This window comes from Streptomyces sp. NPDC047974, assembly GCF_040653375.1.
Classification (GTDB): domain Bacteria; phylum Actinomycetota; class Actinomycetes; order Streptomycetales; family Streptomycetaceae; genus Streptomyces.
Window position 1 is genome coordinate 86,491 of the sequence record NZ_JBEZNU010000018.1, and the last position, 24,496, is coordinate 110,986.

Consider the following 24,496-nt stretch of genomic DNA (forward strand, 5'->3'; position numbering starts at 1 on the left):
TTGTACAGCGATGGGCGTCGCATTGTGAAGCCCTGTCAATTGTCTCAGCGTGTCCCGGGCAATGCACGGCACGATATTTCACGCGCATTTCATGTGCGGAGGGGTGTAGAGGGCGTTTGGAGTGGATCACTCGCGGCAGCCCCTTCCAGCCTGGGCATTTGTAGGATCCTTCAGATCTCTACCCGCGTAGAATTTGGAGGCAGGTACGCTGAGGGAACCGCCCACGCAACACACCACCGGGAGTGCCAGTGGCACGCGTCGTAGTCGACGTCATGCTCAAGCCGGAGATCCTCGACCCGCAGGGACAGGCGGTGCAGCGTGCACTGCCCCGCCTCGGGTTCGCCGGAATCGCCGACGTCCGTCAGGGGAAGCGCTTCGAGCTGGAGGTGGAGGGACCGGTCGACGACGCCGCCCTCGCCCGCATCCATGAGATGGCCGAAACCTTCCTCGCCAACACCGTGATCGAAGACTTCGTCGTGAAGGTCGAGTCGTGAGCGCTCGCATCGGCGTCGTCACCTTCCCCGGCACGCTCGACGACCAGGACGCGCTGCGCGCCGCCCGCCTCGCGGGCGCCGAACCGGTCTCGCTCTGGCACCGCGACAAGGACCTCAAGCAGGTCGACGCGGTCGTCCTCGCCGGCGGCTTCTCCTACGGCGACTACCTGCGGGCGGGCGCCATCTCGCGCTTCTCGCCGGTGATGGAGACCATCATCGAGCAGGCGAAGGCCGGCATGCCGGTCCTCGGCATCTGCAACGGCTTCCAGATCCTCACCGAGGCCCACCTGCTGCCGGGCGCGATGCTGCGCAACAACCACCTCCACTTCATCTGCCGCGACCAGAAGCTGCGGGTGGAGAACGCGGAGACCGCCTGGACCTCGGACTACGTCCAGGGCCAGGAGATCGAGGTCCCGCTCAAGAACATGGACGGCCGCTACGTCGCCGACGAGCGCACGCTCGACGAGCTGGAGGCCGAGGGGCGGGTGGCCTTCCGCTACCTGGACATGAACCCCAACGGCTCGCTCCGCGACATCGCGGGCATCACCAACGCCGCGGGCAACGTGGTCGGCCTCATGCCGCACCCCGAGCACGCCGTCGAACCGCTGATCGGCACCGGCAAGACGGACGGTCTCGGTTTCTTCACCTCGATCCTCAAGAAGCTGGTCAACGCCTGATGAGCCTCGACACCGTCAAGCACGCGAGCGAGACGCCGGACAGCGAGCAGCCCTGGAAGGAGCTCGGCCTCAAGGAGGACGAGTACGCGCGCATCCGCGAGATCCTCGGCCGCCGTCCCACCGGCGCCGAGCTCGCCATGTACTCGGTCATGTGGTCCGAGCACTGCTCCTACAAGAGCAGCAAGGTCCACCTGAAGCAGTTCGGCGAGAAGACCCCCGAGAACGACGCCATGCTCGTCGGCATCGGCGAGAACGCGGGCGTCGTCGACGTCGGCCAGGGGTACGCGGTCACCTTCAAGGTCGAGTCGCACAACCACCCCTCGTACATCGAGCCCTACCAGGGCGCGGCCACCGGCGTCGGCGGCATCGTCCGCGACATCCTCGCCATGGGCGCCCGCCCGGTCGCGGTCGTCGACCCGCTCCGCTTCGGCGCGGCCGACCACCCCGACACCAAGCGCGTGCTGCCCGGTGTCGTCGCCGGCATCGGCGGCTACGGCAACTGCCTGGGCCTGCCGAACATCGGCGGCGAGGTCGTCTTCGACTCCTGCTACCAGGGCAACCCGCTGGTCAACGCCGGCTGCATCGGCGTGATGAAGCACGAGGACATCCACCTCGCCAAGGCCTCCGGCCCCGGCAACAAGGTCATCCTGTACGGCGCCCGCACGGGCGGCGACGGCATCGGCGGCGTCTCGGTCCTCGCGTCCGAGACCTTCGACGACACCAAGCCCACCAAGCGCCCCGCCGTCCAGGTCGGCGACCCGTTCCAGGAGAAGCTCCTCATCGAGTGCACCCTGGAGATCTTCCAGGAGAAGCTCGTCGCGGGCATCCAGGACCTCGGCGGCGCCGGGCTCTCCTGCGCCACCTCCGAGCTGGCCTCGGCCGGCTCCGGCGGCATGCGCGTCGACCTGGAGAAGGTCCACCTGCGCGACGCCACGCTCTCTCCTGAGGAGATCCTCATGAGCGAGTCGCAGGAGCGCATGTGCGCGATCGTCGAGCCGCAGCACGTCGACCGCTTCCTGGAGATCTGCGAGAAGTGGGACGTCATCGCGGTCGTCATCGGTGAGGTCACCGAGGGCGAGCGCCTGGAGATCTTCTGGCACGGCGAGCAGATCGTCGACGTGCCGCCGCGCTCCGTCGCCCACGAGGGCCCGACGTACCACCGGCCGTACGCCCGCCCGGAGTGGCAGGACGCGCTCCAGGCCGACGACGCCGGCAAGCTGCCCCGTCCGCAGGACGGCGCGGAGCTCAAGGACCAGGTCCTGAAGCTCGTCTCGTCCCCGAACCAGGCCTCGAAGTCCTGGATCACGGACCAGTACGACCGCTTCGTGCAGGGCAACACGGTCCTGGCGCAGCCCGAGGACGCGGGCATGGTCCGCATCGACGAGGAGACCAACCTCGGCGTGGCCATGGCGACCGACGGCAACGGCCGGTACGCCAAGCTCGACCCGTACACCGGCGCGCAGCTCGCGCTGGCGGAGGCGTACCGCAACGTCGCCGCCTCCGGCGCCAAGCCGCTCGCCGTCTCGGACTGCCTGAACTTCGGCTCGCCCGAGGACCCGGCCGTGATGTGGCAGTTCGCCGAGGCCACCCGTGGTCTCGCGGACGGCTGCTTCCAGCTGGGCACCCCGGTGACCGGCGGCAACGTCTCGCTGTACAACCAGACCGGTGAGGTCGCCATCCACCCGACGCCCGTCGTGGCCGTCCTCGGTGTGATCGACGACGTCAACCGCCGCACCCCGATCGCCTTCGCGGAAGAGGGCCAGCTCCTCTACCTGCTCGGCGACACCAAGGAGGAGTTCGGCGGCTCGGCCTGGTCCGAGGTGATCCACCAGCACCTCGGCGGCATGCCGCCGGCCGTGGACCTCGACCGGGAGAAGCTGCTCGGCGAGATCCTGATCTCGGGCTCCCGCGACGGCATGATCGACGCGGCGCACGACCTCTCCGACGGCGGTCTCGTCCAGGCGGTCGTCGAGTCCTGCCTGCGCGGCGGGAACGGCGCGCGCCTGGTCGTCCCCGAGGGCCTGGACGCCTTCACGTTCCTCTTCTCGGAGTCGGCGGGCCGCGCGGTCGTCGCCGTCCCGCGCAGCGAGGAGCTCCGCTTCACGGACATGTGCGGCGCCCGCGGCCTGCCGGCGACCCGCATCGGTGTCGTCGACGGCGACGCGGTCGACGTCCAGGGCGAGTTCAGCCTCTCCCTGGAGGAGCTGCGCGCGGCCCACGAGGCGACCATCCCGGCCCTGCTGGCCTGAGTCGGTCCACCCGGAAACCCCCGCTCCGCTCGGGCGGGGGTTTTCGCGTTCCGCGTCCCGCGGTCTAGCCGGCGCCCCAGAAGGCGTCGGACTCGGGGATGTCCGCGACGCACTCGTCGACGTCGGAGATCTTGCCGCCGACGAGGGTGAAGAAGAGGCCGCCGTCCATCTCGATGCCCCGGTCGTTCCGGTCGCCGTGCCACCGGTGGACGGCCATCACGTGGCCTCTGCCGTCCGGGTAGACGCCCTTCAGCTCGACCCGGAAGGTGCCGCCGGTCAGTTCGGCGAGCCTCCCGAGGTGGGCCAGGACGTTGTCCCGGCCTTTGAAGTGCCCGGACATCTGGCTCTCGCCGGGCGAGTGGTGCGTGCAGTCGCTGGTCATGAGGGAGGCGACCGTCTCCATGTCACCGGTGCCGAACGCTTCGTACCCCCGGCGCACGACGGCCGCGTCAGGGTGCTCGTGATGGGTCATGGTCCCCCACTGCCTTTCCTCAGGGGTTTCCCCCCTCCCCTCAAGTCTCGGCGTTAGCCTCGGGCCATGCCACCCGCCAGGAAACGCACCCGCAGTTACGACCCCGCCAGGACCCGCGCCGCCGTCTCCGCCCAGTTCGGGCACGTGCGGGACGCGGTGCTCGCCCTGCCGCCGGACGCGCTCGACGGTCCGACGCGGCTCGGGACCTGGACGGTACGGGAGCTGGCCGCGCACCTCACGATGGCCCTCGACGCGGTCGTGCGGGGGCTCGCGGCGCCCGAGCCGGCCGGGCGGGGACTCGCCCTCCTGGACTGGCCCCTGGCCACCGCGACCGGCGCCGCCGGGATCGACGAGGACGTCAGGGCGCTCGACGCCGCCGACCTGCCCGGGCTCTACGCGCGCGTGGCCGAGGATTTCGCCGGGGCGCTGGCCGGCGCGGACGGGGAGCGGCTGCTGCCGACCCGCTTCGGCGCGATGACGCTCGACGACTACCTCGTCACCCGCACCGTCGAACTCGTCGTCCACACCGACGACCTCGCCGCCGCGACCGGCACGGAGATCCCCTACGACCGGCAGGCCCTCGCCGCCTGCACCCGGCTCCTCGCCGACGCCCTCGCGGCGAAGGCCCCCGGCGGCGCGGTGGAGGTCAGGATCCCGCCGTACGCGGTGGTGCAGTGCGTGGAGGGCCCCCGGCACACCCGGGGCACCCCGCCGAACGTCGTCGAGACGGACCCGCTGACCTGGATCCGCCTCGCCACCGGACGTACCGACTGGGCCGCCGAGCGCGACGCGGCCCGGATCGCCGCCAGCGGCGAGCGCGCGGACCTGGCGGGGCTGCTCCCCGTCATGGGCTGAGCCCGGTGCCACCCGGGCGGACGCGCCCGGGAACCCGTCGGGGGTCCGCCGCGTCCCACCGGCATGCCGAAGCCGCGCAGCACCACCCTCGCCGCCGTCCTGCTCGCCGCGTCGCTCTCCGTGTCGCTCTCCGCCTGCGGGCAGGGCGGGGGCGCGGGCGGGAACGCCGGTGATCCCGACCTGCCCCTCACCGGCAGTCAGTGGACCGTCGGCGCGGTCACCGTCGACGGCGACCGCGCCGAGGCCCCCGAGGGCGCGCGCGTCGGCTTCACCGGGGAGGGCCGCGCCCAGGGCAGTACCGGCTGCAACCACTTCGGCGCGGCCGTCACCGTGGCGGGCACCACGGTCACGGTCTCCCCGGACGAGGTCACCGAGATGGGGTGCCCCGAGGACCGGCGGCGTTTCGAGACCGCCTTCCTCGCCGCCTTCACCGGACCGCTGAAGGGCACGCTCACGGACGGCGCGCTGACCCTCGTCTCCGCCGACGGCACCCGGAAGGTGGAGCTGGCCGCCGAGCCGTCGCCGCCGCTGCGCGGCACCCCCTGGAAGGTCGACGGCCTGGTCTCCGGCGACACCGCCGCCTCCCTCCCGGCCGGCGGCGGGGAGAAGGCCCGTCTCGTCATCGGCGCCGACGGTCGGATCAGCGGCAACCTCGGCTGCAACGACTTCTCCGCGGCCGCCCGGATCGACGAGAAGGCCCGCACCCTCACCGTCGAGGGCCCGGCCCCCATCACCCGCATGATGTGCTCCGGCCCCCAGATGCAGCTGGAGACGAAGCTGTACGAGCTCCTCGACGGCCCCCTCTCCTACCGGCTCGACCACCGCACCCTGACCCTCGTCGACGGCGCGGGCGAGGGCCTGACCGCGCGGGCCGAGCCCGCTCAGTAGCGCAGCAGCCCCGCGTCGATCCGCTCCCAGGCGGCCCGCAGCCCCGCGAGCCGGTTCTGCTCGGAGGCCGCCCGGTCGGCCTGCTCGCGGGCGTCCTCGGCGAGGTGGAAGAGCTGGTCGCGGCCGGACTTGCCGCGGTAGTACTTCCAGTCGCCGCGCCGCAGCGCCCGCTCGCCCCTGACCCGCCAGAACAGGTCCCGCTCCGGCACCTCCTCGCCGCGCAGCAGGTGCCCGGCGAGGCTGGTGCCGTCGAGCGGGTACGCGGGGTGGGGGCGGGCGCCGGCGAAGTCGAGCAGGGTCGCCGTCCAGTCGGGGGTGAAGACCGGCAGGTCGCTGACCTGCCCGCCGTCGATCCGGGCGGGCCAGCGCAGGATCGCGGGGACGCGGATGCCGCCCTCCTGGAGGGAGCCCTTGTTGCCGGCGAGCGGCCAGTTGTAGGAGAACCGCTCGCCGCCGTTGTCGCTGGCGAAGAAGACGAGGGTGTCCTGCTCCTGACCGGACCGCCGGAGCGCGGCCAGGACCTGTCCGATCGAGCGGTCGAGGTCCTCGACCATCTCCTTGTACTTCTCGATCGAGCCGCCGTCCTGGTGCCAGAGGGCGGAGCGGTCGCCGGCCTTGATGCGGCGGACGATCTCGGCGCTCGCCTCCTCGTCGCCGTCGGCTATCCACGGCCAGTGCGGGGTGGTGAAGTTGAGGTTGAGCAGCCACGGGCGGTCGTGGTCGCGGCTCACGTACTCGCTCGCCCGCTCGGTGAGGATCCGGGTGTAGTACCGCAGGTCCTTGTACTCGGCGTCGCCCTCGTAGAGGTCGTACTCGCCGCCGAGCCCGAGCTTGGAGTAGTACTCCAGGGCGCCGCCGAAGTTGCCGAAGAACTCGTCCCAGCCGGACTTGGTGGGGGAGTAGTCGGGGAGGTAGCCGCAGTGCCACTTGCCGATGAGGGCGGTGGCGTAGCCGGAGTCGCGGAGCAGCGAGGCGAGCGTGGGGTGGGTGGGGTCGAGGCCGACGGACTTGTCGGCGATCGGCTCGGCGAGCCCTCCCTTCGTACGCCCCGGGTAACGGCCCGTGTAGAGGCTGAAGCGGGTGGGGGAGCAGGTCGCGGAGCCGGAGTACGCGTCGGTGAAGCGGACGCCGCCGCGGGCGAGCCGGTCGAGGTGCGGGGTGCGGATGTGCGGGGAGCCGTACGAGGAGAGGTCGGCCCAGCCGAGGTCGTCGCCCAGGATGAAGAGGACGTTCGGCCGCCGGGAGTGGCGGCGCGGCCGGGCGGCCCGGAAGGGACGCTCGGCGGGGGCCGCGGCCGGGGCGTCGGCGTGCGCGGGGGCGGTTCCGAGGGCGGCCACCGCGGCGGCGCCGGCGGCGGCGCCCCCGAAGGCGCGGCGGGACAGGGGCGTGGGCATGGCGAATCTCCAGAAGGACGTACGGACGTGCCGCGCCGTCACCGTGGGGGTACGTCTACGGTGCGGGGCACAGGTGCAGGACGTTCAGGCGCGGGAACCCGGTCCCGGGCAGGGGCTCGTTCAGGAGGCGCGACAGCCCGCGCTCGCGACACGGACGAGGTCCACGTGCCGGCGCCGGACGAGGGTGACCGCTCGGTCACTGCGGGGGTGCATGGTCCAGGAGCCTCGCCCAGGCGGGAGGGGGCGTCAACGCCGGACGGGGTGGTCGACGCGCGTAGTTCGCGTGATCGAAACGCTGGTGAAACCCCTGGAGACTGCGTTCTGCGTCACACCGGATGGCCCTTCGGGGGGCGGTGCGCGCGGGCGTGCGGACGGGGCCGGGATGCCCGGAGGCCTTCCGGCGCCTGCCTTGTAGGCCCCTCCAAGTTCACGACGATCTTTTGGTGGGATCGTACGAGCACCACTCACGCTCCGTTCCCCAATTCGGACCAGTGGTCGAGGTCCCCTAGACTCGAAGACGTGCCACGCGGAGACGGTCGACTCAATCACGATCTGCTCCCCGGTGAGAAAGGCCCCCAGGACGCTTGTGGCGTCTTCGGTGTCTGGGCTCCGGGTGAAGAGGTCGCAAAGCTCACGTACTTCGGGCTCTACGCCCTCCAGCATCGGGGTCAGGAATCCGCGGGAATCGCGGTCAGCAACGGCTCCCAGATCCTCGTCTTCAAGGACATGGGACTTGTCTCCCAGGTCTTCGACGAGACCTCTCTCGGTTCCCTCCAGGGTCATATCGCGGTCGGTCACGCCCGCTACTCGACCACCGGGGCATCCGTGTGGGAGAACGCCCAGCCGACCTTCCGGGCCACCGCCCACGGTTCGCTGGCGCTCGGCCACAACGGCAACCTGGTAAACACGGCGCAGCTGGCCGAGATGGTCGCCGACCTTCCCAAGAAGGACGGCCGCGCCACCCAGGTCGCCGCCACCAACGACACCGACCTGGTGACCGCGCTCCTCGCGGGCCAGGTGGACGAGGACGGCACGCCGCTCACCATCGAGCAGGCCGCCGCGAAGGTCCTCCCCGAGGTCCGGGGCGCCTTCTCCCTCGTCTTCATGGACGAGCACACGCTCTACGCGGCCCGTGACCCGCAGGGCATCCGCCCGCTGGTCCTCGGCCGCCTGGAGCGCGGCTGGGTCGTCGCCTCGGAGTCCGCCGCCCTCGACATCTGCGGCGCCAGCTTCGTCCGCGAGGTCGAGCCGGGCGAGCTGATCGCGATCGACGAGAACGGCATCCGCACCTCCCGCTTCGCAGAAGCGAAGCCGAAGGGCTGTGTCTTCGAGTACGTGTACCTGGCCCGTCCCGACACGGACATCGCCGGCCGGAACGTGTACCTCTCCCGCGTCGAGATGGGCCGCCGCCTCGCCAAGGAGGCGCCCGTCGAGGCCGACCTGGTCATAGCGACGCCCGAGTCCGGCACCCCCGCCGCCATCGGCTACGCGGAGGCCTCCGGCATCCCCTTCGGCGCCGGCCTGGTCAAGAACGCCTACGTCGGGCGCACCTTCATCCAGCCCTCGCAGACCATCCGCCAGCTCGGCATCCGGCTGAAGCTCAACCCCCTCAAGGAAGTCATCAAGGGGAAGAAGCTCGTGGTCGTGGACGACTCCATCGTCCGCGGCAACACCCAGCGCGCCCTGGTCCGGATGCTCCGCGAGGCCGGCGCTGCCGAGGTCCACATCCGGATCTCCTCGCCGCCGGTCAAGTGGCCCTGCTTCTTCGGCATCGACTTCGCCACCCGCGCGGAGCTGATCGCCAACGGCATGTCCGTCGAGGAGATCGGCAAGTCGCTCGGCGCGGACTCGCTCTCGTACATCTCCCTGGAGGGGATGGTCGAGGCGACCACCATCGCCAAGCCGAACCTCTGCCGGGCCTGCTTCGACGGCGAGTACCCGATGGAGCTGCCCGACCCCGAGCTGCTCGGCAAGCAGCTCCTGGAGACGGAGCTGGCCGCCGGCCCCGCCGCCACCGCGGCCGCCGACGCCCTGCGCCGTCCGTAAGACCCCGCTGCACCCCCGCAGTGGCGCAGTACACGACACGAAAGCTCTGAACCCATGTCTCAGACCACTGGTGCCAGCTACGCCTCTGCGGGCGTCGACATCGAGGCCGGCGACCGCGCCGTCGAGCTCATGAAGGAGTGGGTGAAGAAGACGCAGCGCCCCGAGGTCCTCGGCGGCCTCGGCGGCTTCGCCGGCCTCTTCGACGCCTCCGCCCTCAAGCGCTACGAGCGTCCGCTGCTCGCCTCGGCGACGGACGGCGTCGGCACGAAGGTCGACATCGCCCGCCAGATGGGCGTGTACGACACCATCGGCCACGACCTGGTCGCCATGGTCATGGACGACATCGTCGTCTGCGGCGCCGAGCCGCTCTTCATGACCGACTACATCTGCGTGGGCAAGGTCCACCCGGAGCGGGTCGCCGCCATCGTCAAGGGCATCGCCGAGGGCTGCGTCCTCGCCGGCTGCGCCCTGGTCGGCGGCGAGACGGCGGAGCACCCGGGCCTCCTCGGCCCGGACGACTTCGACGTCGCGGGCGCGGGCACCGGTGTCGTCGAGCACGACCGCCTGCTCGGCGCCGATCGCATCCGTACGGGGGACGCGGTCATCGCCATGGCCTCCTCCGGTCTTCACTCCAACGGGTACTCGCTCGTCCGCCACGTGGTCTTCGACCGCGCCGGCATGACCCTCGACCAGCGGGTCGACGAGCTCGGCCGCACCCTCGGCGAGGAGCTCCTGGAGCCCACGAGGATCTACTCGCTCGACTGCCTGGCGCTCACCCGGACCACCGAGGTGCACGCCTTCAGCCACATCACCGGCGGCGGTCTCGCGGCCAACCTCGCCCGGGTCATCCCGGACGGGCTGCACGCCACCGTGGACCGCTCCACCTGGACCCCGGGCGCGATCTTCGACCTCGTCGGCACCGCCGGGCAGGTCGAGCGCCTGGAGCTGGAGAAGACCCTCAACATGGGCGTCGGCATGATGGCCGTCGTCCCCGCCGAGTCGGTCGACGCCGCCCTCGCCACGCTGGCCGACCGCGGGCTCGACGCCTGGGTCGCCGGCGAGATCACCGAGCGCGGCGCCAAGGACTCCGGCGCGGAGCTGGTCGGCGACTACGCGAAGTAATCGCGACACGGTCACCAGAGACACGAGAAGGGGCACCCCGCCCGGCGGGGTGCCCCTTCTCGTGTCCTGATGCCTCCGGGCCGCTCACCGTGCCCGAGCAGCACGAAAACTCGGTCCGGGGTGCCCTGGACCGAGTTTTTCGGCGTTCAGAAGGTCAAGCGCGACGCTGCGGCGACTGCGGACCGGACTCGTCGTCCTCGTCCTCGTCGTCCGTGTTGTAGAGATCCGCGTACTGCGCGTACGGGTCGTCTTCCTCGTCGTCGTCCTCGAACGGCTCGCCATTCGGCGGCTGGCTCGAAGTCGAAGCGCCCAGCTCATTGGCCAGACGCGACAGGTCAGTCCCGCCGCTGCTGTACTTCAGCTGGCGGGCGACCTTGGTCTGCTTGGCCTTTGCCCGGCCGCGCCCCATGGCTCGACCCCCTCGGTGACGGGGCTCGCTGGCCCCAGAGTCTTGACACGCGTTCATGATGCGAAACGGACTCTCGATGGAGAGACCGGTCCGTAGGGCTTCAACGGTACCTGTTTCCTCGGGTCTACGGTACGCCGCGCGCATCACATACCCCGGTACAGAACCATCGAGGTGCCCTTACCTCGCTGGTCAATCGCGATTTTAACCTCTTCTGGGGGGTCGACCCGCCGACCGGCGTGAGCGAAATCTCCCGGACGGCGGGCCGATCACTCCCCGTGCACCGGACGGCTCAGCCGCGCCGGGCCTCGGCCATCCGCTGCTCGGCGATGCGGTCGGCGGCCGCGGCCGGCGGAATGCCGTCCGCCTTCGCACGTGTGAAGATCTCCAGGGTGGTGTCGAAGATCTTCGTGGCCTTCGCCTTGCAGCGGTCGAAGTCGAAGCCGTGCAGCTCGTCGGCGACCTGGATCACGCCGCCGGCGTTCACCACGTAGTCGGGGGCGTAGAGGATGCCGCGCTCCTCCAGGTCCTTCTCGACGCCCGGGTGGGCGAGCTGGTTGTTCGCCGCGCCGCAGACCACCTTCGCGGTGAGGACCGGGACGGTGTCGTCGTTCAGGGCGCCGCCGAGCGCGCAGGGCGCGTAGACGTCGAGGCCCTCGACGCGGATCAGGGCGTCGGTGTCGGCGACGACCCGGACCTGCGGGTACTTGTCGGTGATCCGGCGCACCGACTCCTCGCGGACGTCGGTGATGACGACCTCGGCCCCGTCGGAGAGCAGGTGCTCGACGAGGTAGTGGCCGACCTTGCCGACGCCGGCGACGCCGACCTTCCGGCCGCGCAGGGTCGGGTCGCCCCACAGGTGCTGGGCGGAGGCGCGCATGCCCTGGAAGACGCCGAAGGCGGTCAGGACGGAGGAGTCGCCGGCGCCGCCGTTCTCGGGGGAGCGGCCGGTGGTCCACTGGTTGGTCCGGGCCACGACGTCCATGTCCGCGACGTAGGTGCCGACGTCGCAGGCCGTGACGTAGCGCCCGCCGAGGGAGGCGACGAAGCGGCCGTAGGCGAGGAGCAGCTCCTCGGTCTTGATCTGCTCGGGGTCGCCGATGATCACGGCCTTGCCGCCGCCGTGGTCGAGCCCGGCCATGGCGTTCTTGTACGACATGCCGCGCGCGAGGTTGAGGGCGTCGGCGACGGCCTCGGCCTCGGTCGCGTACGGGTAGAAGCGGGTGCCGCCGAGGGCGGGGCCCAGCGCGGTGTTGTGCAGGGCGATGACGGCCTTCAGGCCGGTGGCGCGGTCCTGGCAGAGCACGACTTGCTCGTGTCCGCCCTGCTCCGAGTGGAACAGGGTGTGCAGGACGCCGTCGGATACAGCGGTCACGGTGGTGACTCCCAAGTACGAAGCGGCGGAAGGTCCCCCCTGTGGGTGGGGGAGGACACATTGCGCCACGAGATTAAGTCCTACCTGGGCGTAGGAAGGGCGGAGTGGGCCGGATCACCCCCTCGCGGAGTACCCGCGTGGAAGGATCGGGACATGTCGGTCGACTCCACGTTGCTCGTCCCGTACGCCTCGTATCTGAGGGTGTACGAGCCGCTGGCCGCGTTCCCCGAGCCGGAGCGGACCCACTGGTCGCGGTACGCCCGCCGGCCGCGCACCCCGGGGGCCCAGGACGAGCTGCGGCGCTCGCTGGCGGACCTGGTGCCGGTGCCGCCGGTCCCGGTCCCGGTGCATGAGAGCGGCGAGGCCTTCGTGGCGCACCTGGACGGAGTGGTGGTGGTCTGCCCGTGGCGGACCCGGCTGCGGGGCTGGCTGGCGCTGCGGGACCTGGTGGAGCAGGGCGGGCTCCCGGCGTCGGTCCTGGACGCGATGCTGCCGCCGGTGGTGCGGGCCCAGGTGGAGGCCGACCACGAGCGGTGGCTGGAGCGGAACCCGGACGCGCGGCCGTGGATCAGGACGGCGGTGTGGCAGGTGCCGCTGCGCTGGTTCGCGCTCTTCGGGGACGAGGAGCGGTGCTACGAGCCGGGGGACCGGGCGGCCGGGCGGGCGCCGGTGCTGCGCTACCGGACGACGATGGCGCAGGCGCGGCGGCGGCTCGCGCGGGCGCTGCGCGCACTGCGGGACTCGGTGGACGAGGGGACGCTGGCGCAGGGCCTGGCCGACGTGGGCCGCTGGCTGGAGGAGTTCCATCCGCGTGCCCTCGTGGAGCTGGACTACGGCGGGCTCGTGCACGCGGTGGCGGAGGAGCGGCTGGCGGCGGACCGCTCGGCGGCGGACGTGGCCGCGGGCCTTGCGGCGCTGCGGGCGGGGGACGACGACGTGGCGGGCGAGGTGTACGCGCGCCTCGCGGAGCGCTGGCGGGCCGTCAGGGACCTGCGTCACGCGAACTGAAGGCCCGGCGGGACACGAATTGACATAGGTCGGGCATCTTCGTCAGGTGTGCATGGACAAGACATGTCCCAGGGGGGTAAATGATCTTCAGGCGCCTGGCCGGATCGATCTGTCCGAATCCCATGGGACGTTGGTCCTGAACCGGGCCTTTGACTCAAGCGTGACGGACAGCACTAAACGCACCCTTGCGTCGATCACCTACCCTCGTGCCAAAATAGGACAAGGAGTCCGGGGAGGGTTCCTTCCGCCCAACTTTGGGCGGAACGCTCAGCATTGCACTCTATGGGGGGTCTGAGGACTCCTGATCGCTCTGTGACTGATCGTCACAGTGGTGTGACTGTCCGTTATGGCATGGTCAGTCGACTTCTGCCGCTGATGAACACCTGCGAGGGCAATTCCATCGGTTTGGCCGACGCGGCTGGACGGATGGTGTAGTTGTAGTGCCGAGGACAAGCCGTTCGTCCTATAACCGACTCGACCCGCTTCTGCCATTTCGGGCAAGGCGGGTCAAGGTGCAGAATTTAGAGGAAAGAACCGAGAAGGTTCGGTTCTCCCGAGGAGGCCGCTCATGACCGCTCGCACCCCTGATGCCGAGCCGCTGCTGACCCCTGCCGAGGTCGCCACGATGTTCCGCGTGGACCCGAAGACGGTGACTCGCTGGGCCAAGGCCGGCAAGCTCACGTCCATCCGCACCCTGGGTGGGCACCGTCGTTACCGCGAGGCCGAGGTCCGCGCTCTGCTGGCGGGCATTCCGCAGCAGCGCAGCGAGGCCTGAGGTCTCGGCGACAGCCGCAGTACACGCAGCACCCCGTAACACCGGGCAGGTCCGGGTCCCCCAATCCGGTCGCCCATCCCACAGCTCTGCCGACGGTTCCTGCCCCAACAGGCCACTGTCATCGATCGCGCTGGACTCCGCCGGGTCCGGCGCGATCGTCTTTTTTGTGCCCGGACTCCTCCGCCGTGCACGGCGGCCCACTCGTCGAACATTGGTGCAATTGCACATATTAAATTGAGTCGTTGTAGGGAGCGCGTAAAAGAGGGGGTTTCTGAACGACTTTCAGTGACTCCCGTCACACCCTCGAAGGCTTGCCATAGAACAGCCTCCCACCCGAGGAAGCGCCCCCAACCCGCCGTTGGTCACCCGCCGGTGGGACTTTCGTCCCCCGTTCGAGTGGAGTTCACGCACGACGAAGAAGGCCCGCATCGAGACGATGCGGGCCTTCTTCCAAAGCGACTCTGACGGGACTTGAACCCGCGACCTCCACCTTGACAGGGTGGCGAGCTAACCAACTGCTCCACAGAGCCCTCGCAGCCGGTCTTTCGTGGCTGCGAGAAGAACTGTACAGCAGGTCAGCGGTCCGGTCGAACTCGCCGGCGGTGGACGCCCCGCTACCGGGCCGGGCCCGGCACCGCCGCGTCGATGGCCTTCACGATCCGCTTGTCCGACACCGGATGGGCGGTGCCCAGGGCGTGCGCGAAGTAGCTCACCCGCAGCTCCTCGATCATCCAGCGGATGTCCGTGACCTCGGCTGGCACCGGCCGGCCCTTCGGCAGCTGCTCCAGGAGCCACGCGTACTCGTCGAGCATCTCGTGGACCTTCTCCATCCGGGTGGTGTCCCGCTGGACCCCGGTCGGCATCTGCTGGAGCCGCCGGTCCACGGCCACCAGGTAACGCATCAGGTCCGGCAGCCGCTTCAGGCCCGTACGCGTGACGAAACCGGCCGGCACGAGCCAGTCCAGCTGCCCCCGCACGTCCTGGAGGTTCGGCAGCAGCGCGGGGCTCGTGGTGGCCTTCAGGCGCCGCTCGCACGCCTGCCAGGCGGCCAGGACCTGCTGGACCTGGCCCACCGTGCGGATCGTCAGCTCCACCAGGTCGGCGCGGACCTTGTCGTACAGCTTCCGGAAGGACTCCTCGTCCCACGCCGGGCCGCCGTGGTCCGCGATCAGCTTGTCGGCGGCGGCGGTGGCGCAGTCGTCGAACAGCGCCTGGATCGAGCCGTGCGGGTTCGCCGACAGAGCCAGCTTCTGCTGGTTGGTGAGCTTGTCGGAGGCGAACTTCGCCGGGTTCACCGGGATGTTCAGCATGATCAGCTTCCGGGTGCCCCGCCACATCGCCCGCGCCTGCTCGGCCTCCGAGTCGAAGAGCCGCACCGCCACGCTGTCGCCCTCGTCGACCAGCGCCGGGTACGCCTTGACCGGCTGCCCGCCCCGCTTCGTCTCGAAGACCCGCACGAGGCCGCCGATCGTCCAGTCCTTCAGGCCCGTGCGCTCCAGGGACGGCCCGGAGCCGTCCGGGCCCGCCGTGGCCGCCTGGGCGGCCTTGGAGAGCGCCTGGCGGGCCTTGGGGCGCAGCTTCAGGCGCAGCGTCTCCAGGTCCTTGTCCTCGGCGAGCTTCCGGCGCCGCTCGTCGACGATCCGGAAGGTGATCTTGAGGTGCTCGGGGACCTTGCCCCAGTCGAAGTCCTCGGGGGCGACCGGGACGCCGACCATCCGCTGGAGCTCGCGCGCGAGCGCCGTCGTCAGCGGCTCCTGCACGGGCACGACGGCGTCCAGGAAGCGGCCGGCGAAGTTCGGCGCGGGCACGTAGTGGCGGCGGATCGGCTTGGGGAGGGAACGGATCAGCTCCGTCACGACCTCTTCCCGCAGACCCGGGATCTGCCAGTCGAAGCCCTCGTCCGTCACCTGGTTCAGGACCTGGAGCGGCACGTGGACGGTCACGCCGTCCGCGTCCGCGCCCGGCTCGAACTGGTACGTCACCCGGAACTTCAGCGCGCCCTGCCGCCACGAGTCCGGGTAGTCGTCCTTGGTGACGGCCCCGGCCTTCTCGTTGATGAGCATCTCGCGCTCGAAGTCGAGGAACTCCGGCTCCTCATGGCGCTTGTGCTTCCACCACGAGTCGAAGTGGGCGCCGGACACGACGTGTTCGGGGACCCGCTTCTCGTAGAAGTCGAAGAGCGTCTCGTCGTCGACGAGGATGTCGCGGCGCCGCGCCCGGTGTTCCAGCTCCTCGACCTCGGTGAGCAGCTTGCGGTTGTCGGCGAAGAACTTGTGGTGGGTGCGCCAGTCGCCCTCCACCAGGGCGTTGCGGATGAACAGCTCGCGGGAGACCTCGGGGTCGATCCGGCCGTAGTTCACCTTGCGGTCGGCGACGATCGGGACGCCGTACAGCGTCACCTTCTCGAACGCCATCACGGCCGCCTGGTCCTTCTCCCAGTGCGGCTCGCTGTACGTCTTCTTCACCAGGTGCTGGGCGAGCGGCTCGATCCACTCGGGCTCGATCCGGGCGTTCACCCGCGCCCAGAGCCGCGAGGTCTCCACCAGCTCGGCGGACATGACCATCCGCGGGGGCTTCTTGAAGAGCGCGGAGCCGGGGAAGATCGCGAACTTGGCGTTGCGGGCGCCCAGGTACTCGTTCCGGGTGCCCTCCCGCTTCTGGTCCCGGCCCTCCTTGGACTCCTTCACGTCCTTGAGGCCGATGTGGGAGAGGAGGCCGGAGAGGAGGGAGACGTGGATGGCCTGCTCGGGGAAGGTCTCGTCGTCCTGCGGCTCGGTGAGGTGTATCCCCATCTGCTTGGCGACCGTGCGCAGCTGGGCGTAGATGTCCTGCCACTCGCGGATGCGCAGGAAGTTCAGGTACTCCTGCTTGCACATCCGGCGGAAGGACGAGGAGCCGCGCTCCTTCTGCTGCTCGCGGACGTACCGCCACAGGTTGAGGAAGGCGAGGAAGTCGCTGGTCTCGTCCTTGAAGCGGGCGTGCTGCTGGTCGGCCTGGGCCTGCTTCTCGGAGGGCCGCTCGCGCGGGTCCTGGATGGAGAGCGCGGCGGCGATCACCATGACCTCGCGGGCGCAGCCGTTCTTGTCCGCCTCCAGGACCATGCGGGCGAGCCGGGGGTCGACGGGGAGCTGGGAGAGCTTCCGGCCGAGCTGGGTGAGCCGCTGCCCCTTCTTCCCCTCCCGGGGGGACTTCTCGTCCGCTTCGAGCGCGCCGAGCTCCTGGAGGAGCTGGACGCCGTCCCGGATGTTGCGGTGGTCCGGCGGGTCGATGAAGGGGAACTTCTCGATCTCGCCGAGCCCGGCGGCGGTCATCTGGAGGATGACGGAGGCCAGGTTGGTGCGGAGGATCTCGGCGTCCGTGAACTCCGGCCGGGTGAGGAAGTCGTCCTCGGAGTACAGCCGGATGCAGATGCCGTCGCTCGTACGGCCGCAGCGGCCCTTGCGCTGGTTGGCGCTGGCCTGCGAGATCGCCTCGATCGGGAGGCGCTGGACCTTGGTGCGGTGGGAGTAGCGCGAGATGCGGGCGGTGCCCGGGTCGATCACGTACTTGATGCCGGGGACGGTCAGCGAGGTCTCGGCGACGTTGGTCGCGAGGACGATCCGGCGGCCGGCGTGCGCCTGGAAGACGCGGTGCTGCTCGGCGTGCGAGAGCCGGGCGTACAGCGGCAGGATCTCCGTGTCGAAGAGCTTCTTCCTGGTGAGGGCGTCCGCCGTGTCGCGGATCTCCCGCTCGCCGGAGAGGAAGACCAGGACGTCGCCGGGACCCTCCTTCCGGAGCTCGTCCACGGCGTCGCAGATCGCGGTGATCTGGTCCCGGTCGGACTCCTCGGAGTCCTCCTCCAGGAGCGGCCGGTAGCGGACCTCGACCGGATACGTCCGGCCGGAGACCTCGACGATCGGTGCGTCGCCGAAGTGGCGGGAGAAGCGCTCCGGGTCGATGGTCGCGGAGGTGATGACGACCTTGAGGTCGGGGCGCTTGGGCAGCAGCTGGGCCAGGTAGCCGAGCAGGAAGTCGATGTTGAGGGACCGCTCGTGGGCCTCGTCGATGATGATCGTGTCGTAGGCGCGCAGCTCGCGGTCCGTCTGGATCTCGGCGAGCAGGATGCCGTCGGTCATCAGCTTCACGAAGGTCGCGTCCGGGTTCACCTGGTCGGTGAAGCGGACCTTCCAGCCGACGGCCTCGCCGAGCGGGGTCCTCAGCTCCTCGGCGACGCGCTCGGCGACCGTGCGGGCGGCGATCCGGCGGGGCTGGGTGTGCCCGATCATGCCCCGGACGCCCCGGCCCAGCTCCAGACAGATCTTCGGGATCTGGGTGGTCTTTCCGGAGCCGGTCTCACCGGCGACGATCACGACCTGGTGGTCGCGTATCGCCTCCAGGATCTCGTCTCTCTTCTGCGAGACCGGGAGCTGTTCGGGGTAGGTGACGGCGGGCACGCGCGAGGCGCGCCCGTCGACGCGCTCCTTGGCCTTGGCCGCCTCTGCGGCGATCTCGTCCAGGACGGCCTCGCGGGCCTCGGGCTTGCGGATGCGGCGGGCGCCTTCGAGACGGCGGCCGAGCCGGTGGGAGTCCCGCAGCGAGACCTCGGCCAGGACGGACTGGAGGGCGGCGAAGGAAGTAGACATACGGAATCCAGGATCGCACCTGCGGCCGAGAAGCGGCGAACCGATTTACGAAGGGGGGCGGCCGGCGGTGCGTAGTATTCCGGGCATCTGACCCGGACCGGAGAGGTTTCGCATGTTCCGCACCACCCGCGCGCCGGCGGCGCTGATGGTGCTGGCGGCCTTGGTGCTCGGTCTGCTGGTCTGCGGGGCCTCGACGGCCCCGAGCGTCACGGCTTCGAGTGCCACGGCTCCGGGTGCGGCCCCGCTCGTCGTGGGCGCCGCCGTGCCGGGGTGCGACCCGGGCCATCCGGCCGACCTGGGCGACGCCGGTCCCGTCGTACCGCCGAGGGCGTCCGGCTTCGCCGAGCTGCTGCCGGCGCTGGGCGCCGACCGGGGGCCGTGCGCGGTCCGGCAGCCCGACCCGCGCGCTCCGGACGCGCCGTCGGGCCGGGAGCCGCCCGCGCGGGTGCCGACGCCCGTGGAGCTGTCGGTCCTGAGGGTGTAGGAGACGGCCGCCTCCGCCGTCCGTCCTGCTTTCTCTTCCTCCTTCCTCCTTCAGGAGCGCTTCCGCATGTCCAAGCCCGTTTCCAGGTCCTCCGCGTCCTCCTCCGCGTCCTCCTCCAAGTCCAAGCCGGTCCTGATCGTCGCCGGGGTGGCGGTCGCCGCCGCGCTGCTCGGCGTCGTCTCGTACACCGCCACCAAGCCCTCGCCCCCCGGCACCTCCGGTTCCTCGGCCGTCGCCGAGGTGTCCGCCGACCCGCAGGCCGGGGTGTACGCGGAGCTGGAGAAGTACGCCCGCCGCGACGCCTCCGACCAGCTCGCCCTGGGCCGTGCCGACGCGCCGGTGGTGCTGATCGAGTACGCCGACTTCAAGTGCGGCTACTGCGGGAAGTTCGCCCGGGACACCGAGCCGGTCCTGATCGAGAAGTACGTCGAGAACGGCACCCTGCGCATCGAGTGGCGCAACTTCCCGATCTTCGGCGAGGAGTCCGAGGCGGTGGCCCGCGCCTCCTGGGCCGCCGGGCAGCAGGGCCGCTTCTGGCAGTTCCACAAGGCGGCGTACGCGGACGGGGCCAAGGAGAAGGGCTTCGGCACGGAGCGGCTGGCGGCGCTCGCGAAGGAGGCCGGCGTCCCGGACCCGGCCAGGTTCGCGAAGGACAGCGGGAGCGAGGCGGCCCGGGCGGCCGTGCGGAAGGACCAGGAGCAGGGGTACGAGCTCGGCGCCTCCTCCACCCCCTCCTTCCTGGTCAACGGGCGGCCGATCGCGGGCGCCCAGCCCCTGGAGACCTTCACGGAGGCCATCGAGGCGGCGGCGAAGTCGGCGAAGGCGGCCGGGCGGTGACCTCCGGGATCGGCTACTTCGCGGCCTTCCTCGGCGGCCTGCTCGCCCTCCTCAGCCCGTGCAGCGCCCTGCTGCTGCCGGCCTTCTTCGCGTACTCGATCGAGAACCGGGCGAAGCTGGTGGCGCGGACCGCGATCCTCTACGCGGGCCTCGCCACCACCCTCGTACCGCTGGGCGCGGCGGGTTCGCTCGCGGGCCGCTTCTTCTACGGCCACCGGGACCTCCTGGTGGCCGCCGGCGGCTGGCTGATCATCGGGCTCGGCGTCCTCCAGATCCTGGGCCTGGGCTTCGCCTCGCGCCGGATGTCGGAGGCGAGCGGCCGGATCCGCCCGACCTCGGCGGTCTCGGTCTACGCCCTGGGCCTCGTGTACGGCCTGGCGGGCTTCTGCGCGGGCCCGATCCTCGGCAGCGTCCTGACGGTGGCGGCGCTGAGCGGCAGCCCGGCGTACGGCGGCCTGCTGCTCGCGGTGTACGCGCTCGGGATGGCGGTGCCGCTGTTCGTGCTGGCGCTGCTGTGGGAGCGGTACGACCTGGGGCGGCGGCGCTGGCTGCGCGGCCGCCCGCTCCGCGTCGGCCGTTTCGAGGTCCACTCGACCTCGCTGGCGTCGGGCCTCTTCTTCGTGGCCCTGGGCACGCTGTTCCTGGTCTTCGACGGGACGACGGCGCTGCCGGGGCTGCTCTCGGTGGACGACTCCTTCGCCGTGGAGCGGCGGGTCGCCGAGTGGGGCCGGGCGGTGCCGGACTGGGCGCTGCTCGTCGGCGTCGCGGCGGTGGTGGGTCCGGTGCTCGCGCTGCGGGGCCGGAGCCGGAGCCGTACGCGGCGGGCGGAGCAGCCGGAATAGAGGAAGGGCCCCGTTCTCGCGAACGGGGCCCTTCTCACTGTGGCTGGGGCCGGGGTCGAACCGGCGACCTATCGCTTTTCAGGCGATCGCTCGTACCAACTGAGCTACCCAGCCACGAAGCTGTTTCCAGCTTCGGCGACTCTGACGGGACTTGAACCCGCGACCTCCACCTTGACAGGGTGGCGAGCTAACCAACTGCTCCACAGAGCCTTGCTTGTGTGCGAGAACCAGTCTCGCACACGGTGGTGCGTGCCCCCAACGGGATTCGAACCCGTGCTACCGCCTTGAAAGGGCGGCGTCCTGGGCCACTAGACGATGAGGGCTAACGGCCCCACCTGGGCGCTTCTCAGCGCCTCGGGGACGTGAGAAGCATATGGGATGGCGGGCGGTATCGCCAAAACGGTTTCCGGGGAGGGGAGAATGGGCCCGTGCTGGAGATGACGCGCGAGGAGTTCGAGGAGCTTGTCGCCGAGGCCCTGGACCGGATCCCGCCGGAGCTGACGCGGCTGATGGACAACGTGGCGGTGTTCGTGGAGGACGAGCCCTCTCCGGACGACCCGGAGCTGCTCGGGCTCTACGAGGGGACGCCGCTGACCGAGCGGGGGGAGTGGTACGCCGGCGTGCTGCCCGACCGGATCACGATCTACCGGGGGCCGACGCTGCGGATGTGCGAGTCCCGCGAGGACGTCGTGGCCGAGACCGAGATCACCGTGGTCCACGAGATCGCCCACCACTTCGGCATCGACGACGAGCGGTTGCACGCGCTGGGCTACGGCTGATCCGGATCCGCCGCCCGAGGGGGCGCGGGGTGCGGCCGCGGCCGGCCGGTCGGGTCGAACAAGGGTGTCGCCGTGCCGTGTCCCTTGCGGCGGCCGGGGAGTTGGGCAGGGGGACGCGTTCCTTTCCCCGCCTTCTGTGTCCTGGAGGTGCCTCCGTGCGCCCTTTCCCCACCCGCGTTCGATGGGCCGCCGCCGCCCTCGCGGTCGCCGCGTGCGCCGGTCTGAGCGGCTGTATGAGTGTCGGCGACGAGAGCGCCCGGCCGGCGCCCGGAGCGAGCGGGGGCAAGCCGGGGGCCTCGGCCGAGCCGGACGGGGGCGGCACCGGTGAGACGGACGGGGGCGGCGGGGCGTACGGCGGCGGCCGCGGCGGGCACGCGGGCGGCCCCGACGCGGCGGGCGGGGGCGGGAAGTCCCCGGTGCCGAGCGGTTCGCCCTCCGCCTCCGCCTCGCCCTCCGGGGACGTGAAGCACCCGGCGCCGGGCGAGCCCGGCGGCTCGCCGCCGTCCAGGACGCATCCCGCGGGCGGCACGGCCGCCGGCGGCCAGGACGGGACGGGCGGCGCCGCCGGGAGCGCGGGCGGCGGGGAGGCCGGCGGTTCCGGCGGGAGCGGCGGCACCGGCGGGGGTGGCACGGACGGCGGGGGCACGGGCGGGACCGGTGGCGAGGCCGGAGGCGCTCCGGGCGGGAGCGGGGGCACCCCTCCCGGCGGCTCGCCGGAGCCCACGCCGGAGCCGACCCCGACGCCGGAGCCGACCCAGGAGCCGACGCCCGAGCCCACTCCCGAGCCGACGTCGAACCCGAGCGATCCGCCGACCGAGGGACCCTCGACACAGCTGGGCGGGATGCGTGCGGCCGGTGCGGCCACCGAACCGGCGGCATCGCCGCAGGTCAGCCCGGCGTGAGACGGAGGTCACTCCGATCGGCTTGCCAGCGGTGGGGGAGGGTGCGTATGGTGGTAGATCGTTTGATCCCATTTGCCCGGCGCCACCATCGAAGAGCGCCGCGACTGGCGCGTACCTCTCCCCTTGCCGTGGCTGACCGCATTGAGGCGGTCTTAAGGCGAAACACGGAGTTGACGGGCGCGTGCCGAGACTCCGGAAGGTTTCGCATTTCGCATGTCCATTTCCAGTTCTGACCACACCGTCATGCCCGAGAACGACGAGATCACCGAGATCGCGGAGATCACCGAGATCGTCGAGCTGGCCGACGACGCGGAGATCACCGACGAGGCCACCGAGGCCCTCGACGACTCCGACCCGGCCGACGAGGCCGACGACGCCGACGCGACCCCCGAGATCACCTTCGGTGACCTGGGCCTGCCCGAGGGCGTCGTCCGCAAGCTCGCGCAGAACGGCGTGACCACCCCCTTCCCGATCCAGGCCGCGACCATCCCGGACGCCCTGGCCGGCAAGGACATCCTGGGCCGCGGCCGCACCGGCTCCGGCAAGACCCTCTCCTTCGGCCTCCCGCTGCTCGCCACCCTGGCCGGCGGCGAGACCGAGAAGAAGAAGCCCCGCGGCGTCATCCTCACCCCGACCCGTGAGCTCGCGATGCAGGTCGCGGACGCCCTCCAGCCGTACGGCGACGTGCTCGGCCTCCGCATGAAGGTCGTCTGCGGCGGTACGTCGATGGGCAACCAGATCTACGCCCTGGAGCGCGGCGTCGACATCCTCGTCGCCACCCCGGGCCGCCTGCGCGACATCATCAACCGCGGCGCCTGCTCCCTGGAGCAGGTCCAGGTCGCCGTCCTCGACGAGGCCGACCAGATGGCCGACCTGGGCTTCCTGCCCGAGGTCACCGAGCTCCTCGACCAGGTCCCGGTCGGCGGCCAGCGCCTCCTCTTCTCCGCCACGCTGGAGAACGAGATCGACAGCCTGGTCAAGCGCTACCTGGTGGACCCGGTCACGCACGAGGTCGACCCGTCCGCCGGCGCCGTCACGACCATGACCCACCACGTCCTCGTCGTGAAGCCGAAGGACAAGGCCCCGGTCACCGCCGCGATCGCCGCCCGCAAGGGCCGCACCATCATCTTCGTCCGCACCCAGCTCGGTGCCGACCGCGTCGCCGAGCAGCTGCGCGAGTCCGGCGTGAAGGCCGACGCGCTGCACGGCGGCATGACCCAGGGCGCCCGTACCCGTACGCTCGCCGACTTCAAGGACGGTTACGTCAACGTCCTCGTCGCCACCGACGTCGCCGCCCGCGGCATCCACGTCGACGGCATCGACCTGGTCCTCAACGTGGACCCGGCCGGCGACCACAAGGACTACCTGCACCGCTCGGGCCGCACCGCCCGCGCCGGCCGCTCCGGCGTCGTGGTCTCCCTGGCCCTGCCGCACCAGCGCCGCCAGATCTTCCGCCTGATGGAGGACGCGGGCGTCGACGCCTCGCGCCACATCGTCGGCGGCGCCGGCGCCTTCGACCCCGAGGTCGCCGAGATCACCGGCGCCCGTTCGCTGACCGAGGTCCAGGCCGACTCCGCGAACAACTCGGCCAAGCAGGCCGAGCGCGAGGTCGTCGACCTGACCCGTCAGCTGGAGCGCCTCCAGCGCCGTGCCGTCGAGCTCCGTGAGGAGGCCGACCGCCTCGTCGCGCAGGCCGCCCGCGAGCGCGGCGAGGACCCGGAGACCGCCGTCGCCGCCGTCGCCGAGGCCGCCGAGGCCGAGGTGGCCGCCGCTGCCGCCGAGGCCGAGCGCGTCGCCCGCGAGGAGCAGCGCCGCGAGGAGCGCCCGGCCCGCGACGAGCGCGGCAACTACGAGCGCCGTGACCGTGGCGACCGTGGCGGCTTCCGCCGGGACAACGACCGTCCGTCGTTCCGCGACCGCGACGACCGCGGCGGCCGTTCCTTCGAGCGTCGCGACGACCGTCCGTCCGGTGGCTTCCGCCGGGACAACGACCGTCCGTCCTTCCGTGACCGTGACGACCGCGGTGGCGACCGTGGCGGCTTCCGCCGTGACGACCGTCCGTCGGGCGGCTTCCGCCGGGACAACGACCGTCCGTCGTTCCGTGACCGTGACGACCGCGGTGGCGACCGTGGCGGCCGTTCCTTCGAGCGTCGCGACGACCGTCCGTCGGGCGGCTTCCGCCGGGACAACGACCGTCCGTCGTTCCGTGACCGTGACGACCGCGGTGGCGACCGTGGCGGCCGTTCCTTCGAGCGTCGCGACGACCGAC

Annotated in this window: 21 protein-coding genes and 4 tRNA genes; 15 read left to right on the forward strand and 10 right to left on the reverse strand. The window is 71.2% G+C overall.

Going from position 1 to position 24,496, the window contains the following annotated elements; all coding sequences use genetic code 11:
- The first annotated feature begins 248 nt into the window (after positions 1-248).
- From purS to purL, 3 genes are read left to right on the forward strand one after another with little or no spacing between them, the layout of a single operon-like run.
- Positions 249-494 carry a phosphoribosylformylglycinamidine synthase subunit PurS gene (gene purS, locus AB0E19_RS24650; protein ID WP_015035032.1) on the forward strand — a complete coding sequence of 82 codons (246 nt, stop codon included), beginning with the start codon at positions 249-251 and terminating at the stop codon, positions 492-494.
- Positions 491-1,171, forward strand: a complete 681-nt coding sequence (purQ, locus tag AB0E19_RS24655; protein ID WP_362184112.1) for a phosphoribosylformylglycinamidine synthase subunit PurQ — start codon at positions 491-493, stop codon at positions 1,169-1,171. Before purS ends, purQ begins: the two co-directional genes overlap by 4 nt.
- A complete protein-coding gene (purL, locus tag AB0E19_RS24660) occupies positions 1,171-3,420 on the forward strand; it encodes a phosphoribosylformylglycinamidine synthase subunit PurL (RefSeq protein WP_362184115.1) in 2,250 nt (749 codons plus the stop codon). Before purQ ends, purL begins: the two co-directional genes overlap by 1 nt.
- A gap of 64 nt (positions 3,421-3,484) precedes the next feature.
- Here purL and AB0E19_RS24665 read toward each other — a convergent pair whose 3' ends face one another.
- Positions 3,485-3,892 carry a nuclear transport factor 2 family protein gene (locus AB0E19_RS24665; protein ID WP_362184119.1) on the reverse strand — a complete coding sequence of 136 codons (408 nt, stop codon included), beginning with the start codon at positions 3,890-3,892 and terminating at the stop codon, positions 3,485-3,487.
- A 66-nt stretch (positions 3,893-3,958) separates the two neighbouring features.
- Between AB0E19_RS24665 and AB0E19_RS24670 the strand changes: the two genes are divergently transcribed.
- Together AB0E19_RS24670 and AB0E19_RS24675 are read left to right on the forward strand one after the other, a co-directional pair.
- A complete protein-coding gene (locus tag AB0E19_RS24670) occupies positions 3,959-4,747 on the forward strand; it encodes a sterol carrier family protein (RefSeq protein WP_362184122.1) in 789 nt (262 codons plus the stop codon).
- A 63-nt stretch (positions 4,748-4,810) separates the two neighbouring features.
- Entirely contained in the window at positions 4,811-5,635 is an 825-nt protein-coding gene (locus AB0E19_RS24675; RefSeq protein ID WP_362184125.1) for an META domain-containing protein, read from the forward strand.
- On the opposite strand, the gene AB0E19_RS24680 is transcribed toward AB0E19_RS24675, so the two are convergent.
- Positions 5,629-7,029 (reverse strand): sulfatase-like hydrolase/transferase, encoded by a 1,401-nt coding sequence (locus AB0E19_RS24680; protein ID WP_362184128.1) that lies wholly within the window; start codon positions 7,027-7,029, stop codon positions 5,629-5,631. The genes AB0E19_RS24675 and AB0E19_RS24680 overlap by 7 nt on opposite strands.
- 120 nt (positions 7,030-7,149) lie before the next feature.
- Complete coding sequence (locus AB0E19_RS24685) at positions 7,150-7,242, reverse strand: putative leader peptide (protein ID WP_362184131.1); 93 nt, start codon at positions 7,240-7,242, stop codon at positions 7,150-7,152.
- 306 nt (positions 7,243-7,548) lie between these two features.
- On the opposite strand from AB0E19_RS24685, the gene purF reads away from it, so the two are divergent.
- Together purF and purM are read left to right on the forward strand one after the other, a co-directional pair.
- Positions 7,549-9,075, forward strand: a complete 1,527-nt coding sequence (purF, locus tag AB0E19_RS24690) for an amidophosphoribosyltransferase (protein ID WP_362184134.1) — start codon at positions 7,549-7,551, stop codon at positions 9,073-9,075.
- Between the two features lie 54 nt (positions 9,076-9,129).
- Positions 9,130-10,197, forward strand: coding sequence for a phosphoribosylformylglycinamidine cyclo-ligase (gene purM / locus AB0E19_RS24695; RefSeq protein ID WP_362184137.1), 1,068 nt, complete (start codon positions 9,130-9,132; stop codon positions 10,195-10,197).
- A gap of 154 nt (positions 10,198-10,351) precedes the next feature.
- Here purM and AB0E19_RS24700 read toward each other — a convergent pair whose 3' ends face one another.
- Both AB0E19_RS24700 and AB0E19_RS24705 read right to left on the reverse strand, forming a co-directional pair.
- Positions 10,352-10,606 (reverse strand): DUF3073 domain-containing protein, encoded by a 255-nt coding sequence (locus tag AB0E19_RS24700; protein ID WP_362184140.1) that lies wholly within the window; start codon positions 10,604-10,606, stop codon positions 10,352-10,354.
- A 289-nt stretch (positions 10,607-10,895) separates the two neighbouring features.
- On the reverse strand, positions 10,896-11,978 hold the full coding sequence (locus AB0E19_RS24705) for a Glu/Leu/Phe/Val dehydrogenase dimerization domain-containing protein (RefSeq protein ID WP_362184143.1): 1,083 nt from the start codon (positions 11,976-11,978) through the stop codon (positions 10,896-10,898).
- Between the two features lie 153 nt (positions 11,979-12,131).
- On the opposite strand from AB0E19_RS24705, the gene AB0E19_RS24710 reads away from it, so the two are divergent.
- Together AB0E19_RS24710 and bldC are read left to right on the forward strand one after the other, a co-directional pair.
- On the forward strand, positions 12,132-12,986 hold the full coding sequence (locus AB0E19_RS24710) for a hypothetical protein (RefSeq protein WP_362184147.1): 855 nt from the start codon (positions 12,132-12,134) through the stop codon (positions 12,984-12,986).
- Between the two features lie 568 nt (positions 12,987-13,554).
- Positions 13,555-13,761 carry a developmental transcriptional regulator BldC gene (gene bldC, locus AB0E19_RS24715; RefSeq protein WP_003949541.1) on the forward strand — a complete coding sequence of 69 codons (207 nt, stop codon included), beginning with the start codon at positions 13,555-13,557 and terminating at the stop codon, positions 13,759-13,761.
- Positions 13,762-14,217: 456 nt separating this feature from the next.
- On the opposite strand, the gene AB0E19_RS24720 is transcribed toward bldC, so the two are convergent.
- A tRNA-Asp gene (locus tag AB0E19_RS24720) sits at positions 14,218-14,291 on the reverse strand.
- Between the two features lie 84 nt (positions 14,292-14,375).
- Complete coding sequence (gene hrpA, locus AB0E19_RS24725) at positions 14,376-18,383, reverse strand: ATP-dependent RNA helicase HrpA (RefSeq protein WP_362184150.1); 4,008 nt, start codon at positions 18,381-18,383, stop codon at positions 14,376-14,378.
- Positions 18,384-18,495: 112 nt separating this feature from the next.
- Here hrpA and AB0E19_RS24730 point away from each other — a divergent pair, with 112 nt between their 5' ends.
- The 3 genes from AB0E19_RS24730 to AB0E19_RS24740 all read left to right on the forward strand — a co-directional run bounded on the left by AB0E19_RS24730 (position 18,496) and on the right by AB0E19_RS24740 (position 20,546).
- Positions 18,496-18,867 carry a hypothetical protein gene (locus tag AB0E19_RS24730; protein WP_362184153.1) on the forward strand — a complete coding sequence of 124 codons (372 nt, stop codon included), beginning with the start codon at positions 18,496-18,498 and terminating at the stop codon, positions 18,865-18,867.
- Positions 18,868-18,933: 66 nt separating this feature from the next.
- Positions 18,934-19,704, forward strand: coding sequence for a thioredoxin domain-containing protein (locus AB0E19_RS24735; RefSeq protein WP_362184156.1), 771 nt, complete (start codon positions 18,934-18,936; stop codon positions 19,702-19,704).
- Positions 19,701-20,546: a cytochrome c biogenesis CcdA family protein gene (locus AB0E19_RS24740; RefSeq protein WP_362184159.1), complete on the forward strand. Its 846-nt coding sequence runs from the start codon at positions 19,701-19,703 to the stop codon at positions 20,544-20,546. The genes AB0E19_RS24735 and AB0E19_RS24740 overlap by 4 nt, the downstream gene beginning before the upstream one ends.
- Positions 20,547-20,586: 40 nt before the next feature.
- Here the strand turns inward: AB0E19_RS24740 and AB0E19_RS24745 are convergent.
- The 3 genes from AB0E19_RS24745 to AB0E19_RS24755 all read right to left on the reverse strand — a co-directional run bounded on the left by AB0E19_RS24745 (position 20,587) and on the right by AB0E19_RS24755 (position 20,869).
- Positions 20,587-20,660 (reverse strand) — tRNA-Phe (locus AB0E19_RS24745).
- A gap of 22 nt (positions 20,661-20,682) precedes the next feature.
- Positions 20,683-20,756 (reverse strand) — tRNA-Asp (locus AB0E19_RS24750).
- 40 nt (positions 20,757-20,796) lie between these two features.
- Positions 20,797-20,869, reverse strand: a tRNA-Glu gene (locus AB0E19_RS24755).
- 105 nt (positions 20,870-20,974) lie between these two features.
- On the opposite strand from AB0E19_RS24755, the gene AB0E19_RS24760 reads away from it, so the two are divergent.
- The 3 genes from AB0E19_RS24760 to AB0E19_RS24770 all read left to right on the forward strand — a co-directional run.
- Positions 20,975-21,325, forward strand: coding sequence for a metallopeptidase family protein (locus AB0E19_RS24760; RefSeq protein WP_030496497.1), 351 nt, complete (start codon positions 20,975-20,977; stop codon positions 21,323-21,325).
- A 155-nt stretch (positions 21,326-21,480) separates the two neighbouring features.
- Complete coding sequence (locus AB0E19_RS24765) at positions 21,481-22,227, forward strand: hypothetical protein (protein ID WP_362184163.1); 747 nt, start codon at positions 21,481-21,483, stop codon at positions 22,225-22,227.
- A gap of 213 nt (positions 22,228-22,440) precedes the next feature.
- Positions 22,441-24,496: DEAD/DEAH box helicase (locus tag AB0E19_RS24770; RefSeq protein ID WP_362184166.1), on the forward strand; the 2,056-nt coding region annotated here is incomplete at its 3' end.

Bases quoted from the DNA above. Each gene is read 5' to 3' on its own strand.
- AB0E19_RS24685 (WP_362184131.1), bottom strand. From the start codon at position 7,242: ATGCACCCCCGCAGTGACCGAGCGGTCACCCTCGTCCGGCGCCGGCAC.
- AB0E19_RS24710 (WP_362184147.1), top strand. From the start codon at position 12,132: ATGTCGGTCGACTCCACGTTGCTCGTCCCGTACGCCTCGTATCTGAGG.
- AB0E19_RS24680 (WP_362184128.1), bottom strand. From the start codon at position 7,029: ATGCCCACGCCCCTGTCCCGCCGCGCCTTCGGGGGCGCCGCCGCCGGC.
- purL (WP_362184115.1), top strand. From the start codon at position 1,171: ATGAGCCTCGACACCGTCAAGCACGCGAGCGAGACGCCGGACAGCGAG.
- AB0E19_RS24700 (WP_362184140.1), bottom strand. From the start codon at position 10,606: ATGGGGCGCGGCCGGGCAAAGGCCAAGCAGACCAAGGTCGCCCGCCAG.
- AB0E19_RS24730 (WP_362184153.1), top strand. From the start codon at position 18,496: ATGTTCCGCACCACCCGCGCGCCGGCGGCGCTGATGGTGCTGGCGGCC.
- purM (WP_362184137.1), top strand. From the start codon at position 9,130: ATGTCTCAGACCACTGGTGCCAGCTACGCCTCTGCGGGCGTCGACATC.
- hrpA (WP_362184150.1), bottom strand. From the start codon at position 18,383: ATGTCTACTTCCTTCGCCGCCCTCCAGTCCGTCCTGGCCGAGGTCTCG.
- AB0E19_RS24735 (WP_362184156.1), top strand. From the start codon at position 18,934: ATGTCCAAGCCCGTTTCCAGGTCCTCCGCGTCCTCCTCCGCGTCCTCC.
- AB0E19_RS24665 (WP_362184119.1), bottom strand. From the start codon at position 3,892: ATGACCCATCACGAGCACCCTGACGCGGCCGTCGTGCGCCGGGGGTAC.
- AB0E19_RS24675 (WP_362184125.1), top strand. From the start codon at position 4,811: ATGCCGAAGCCGCGCAGCACCACCCTCGCCGCCGTCCTGCTCGCCGCG.
- AB0E19_RS24670 (WP_362184122.1), top strand. From the start codon at position 3,959: ATGCCACCCGCCAGGAAACGCACCCGCAGTTACGACCCCGCCAGGACC.
- bldC (WP_003949541.1), top strand. From the start codon at position 13,555: ATGACCGCTCGCACCCCTGATGCCGAGCCGCTGCTGACCCCTGCCGAG.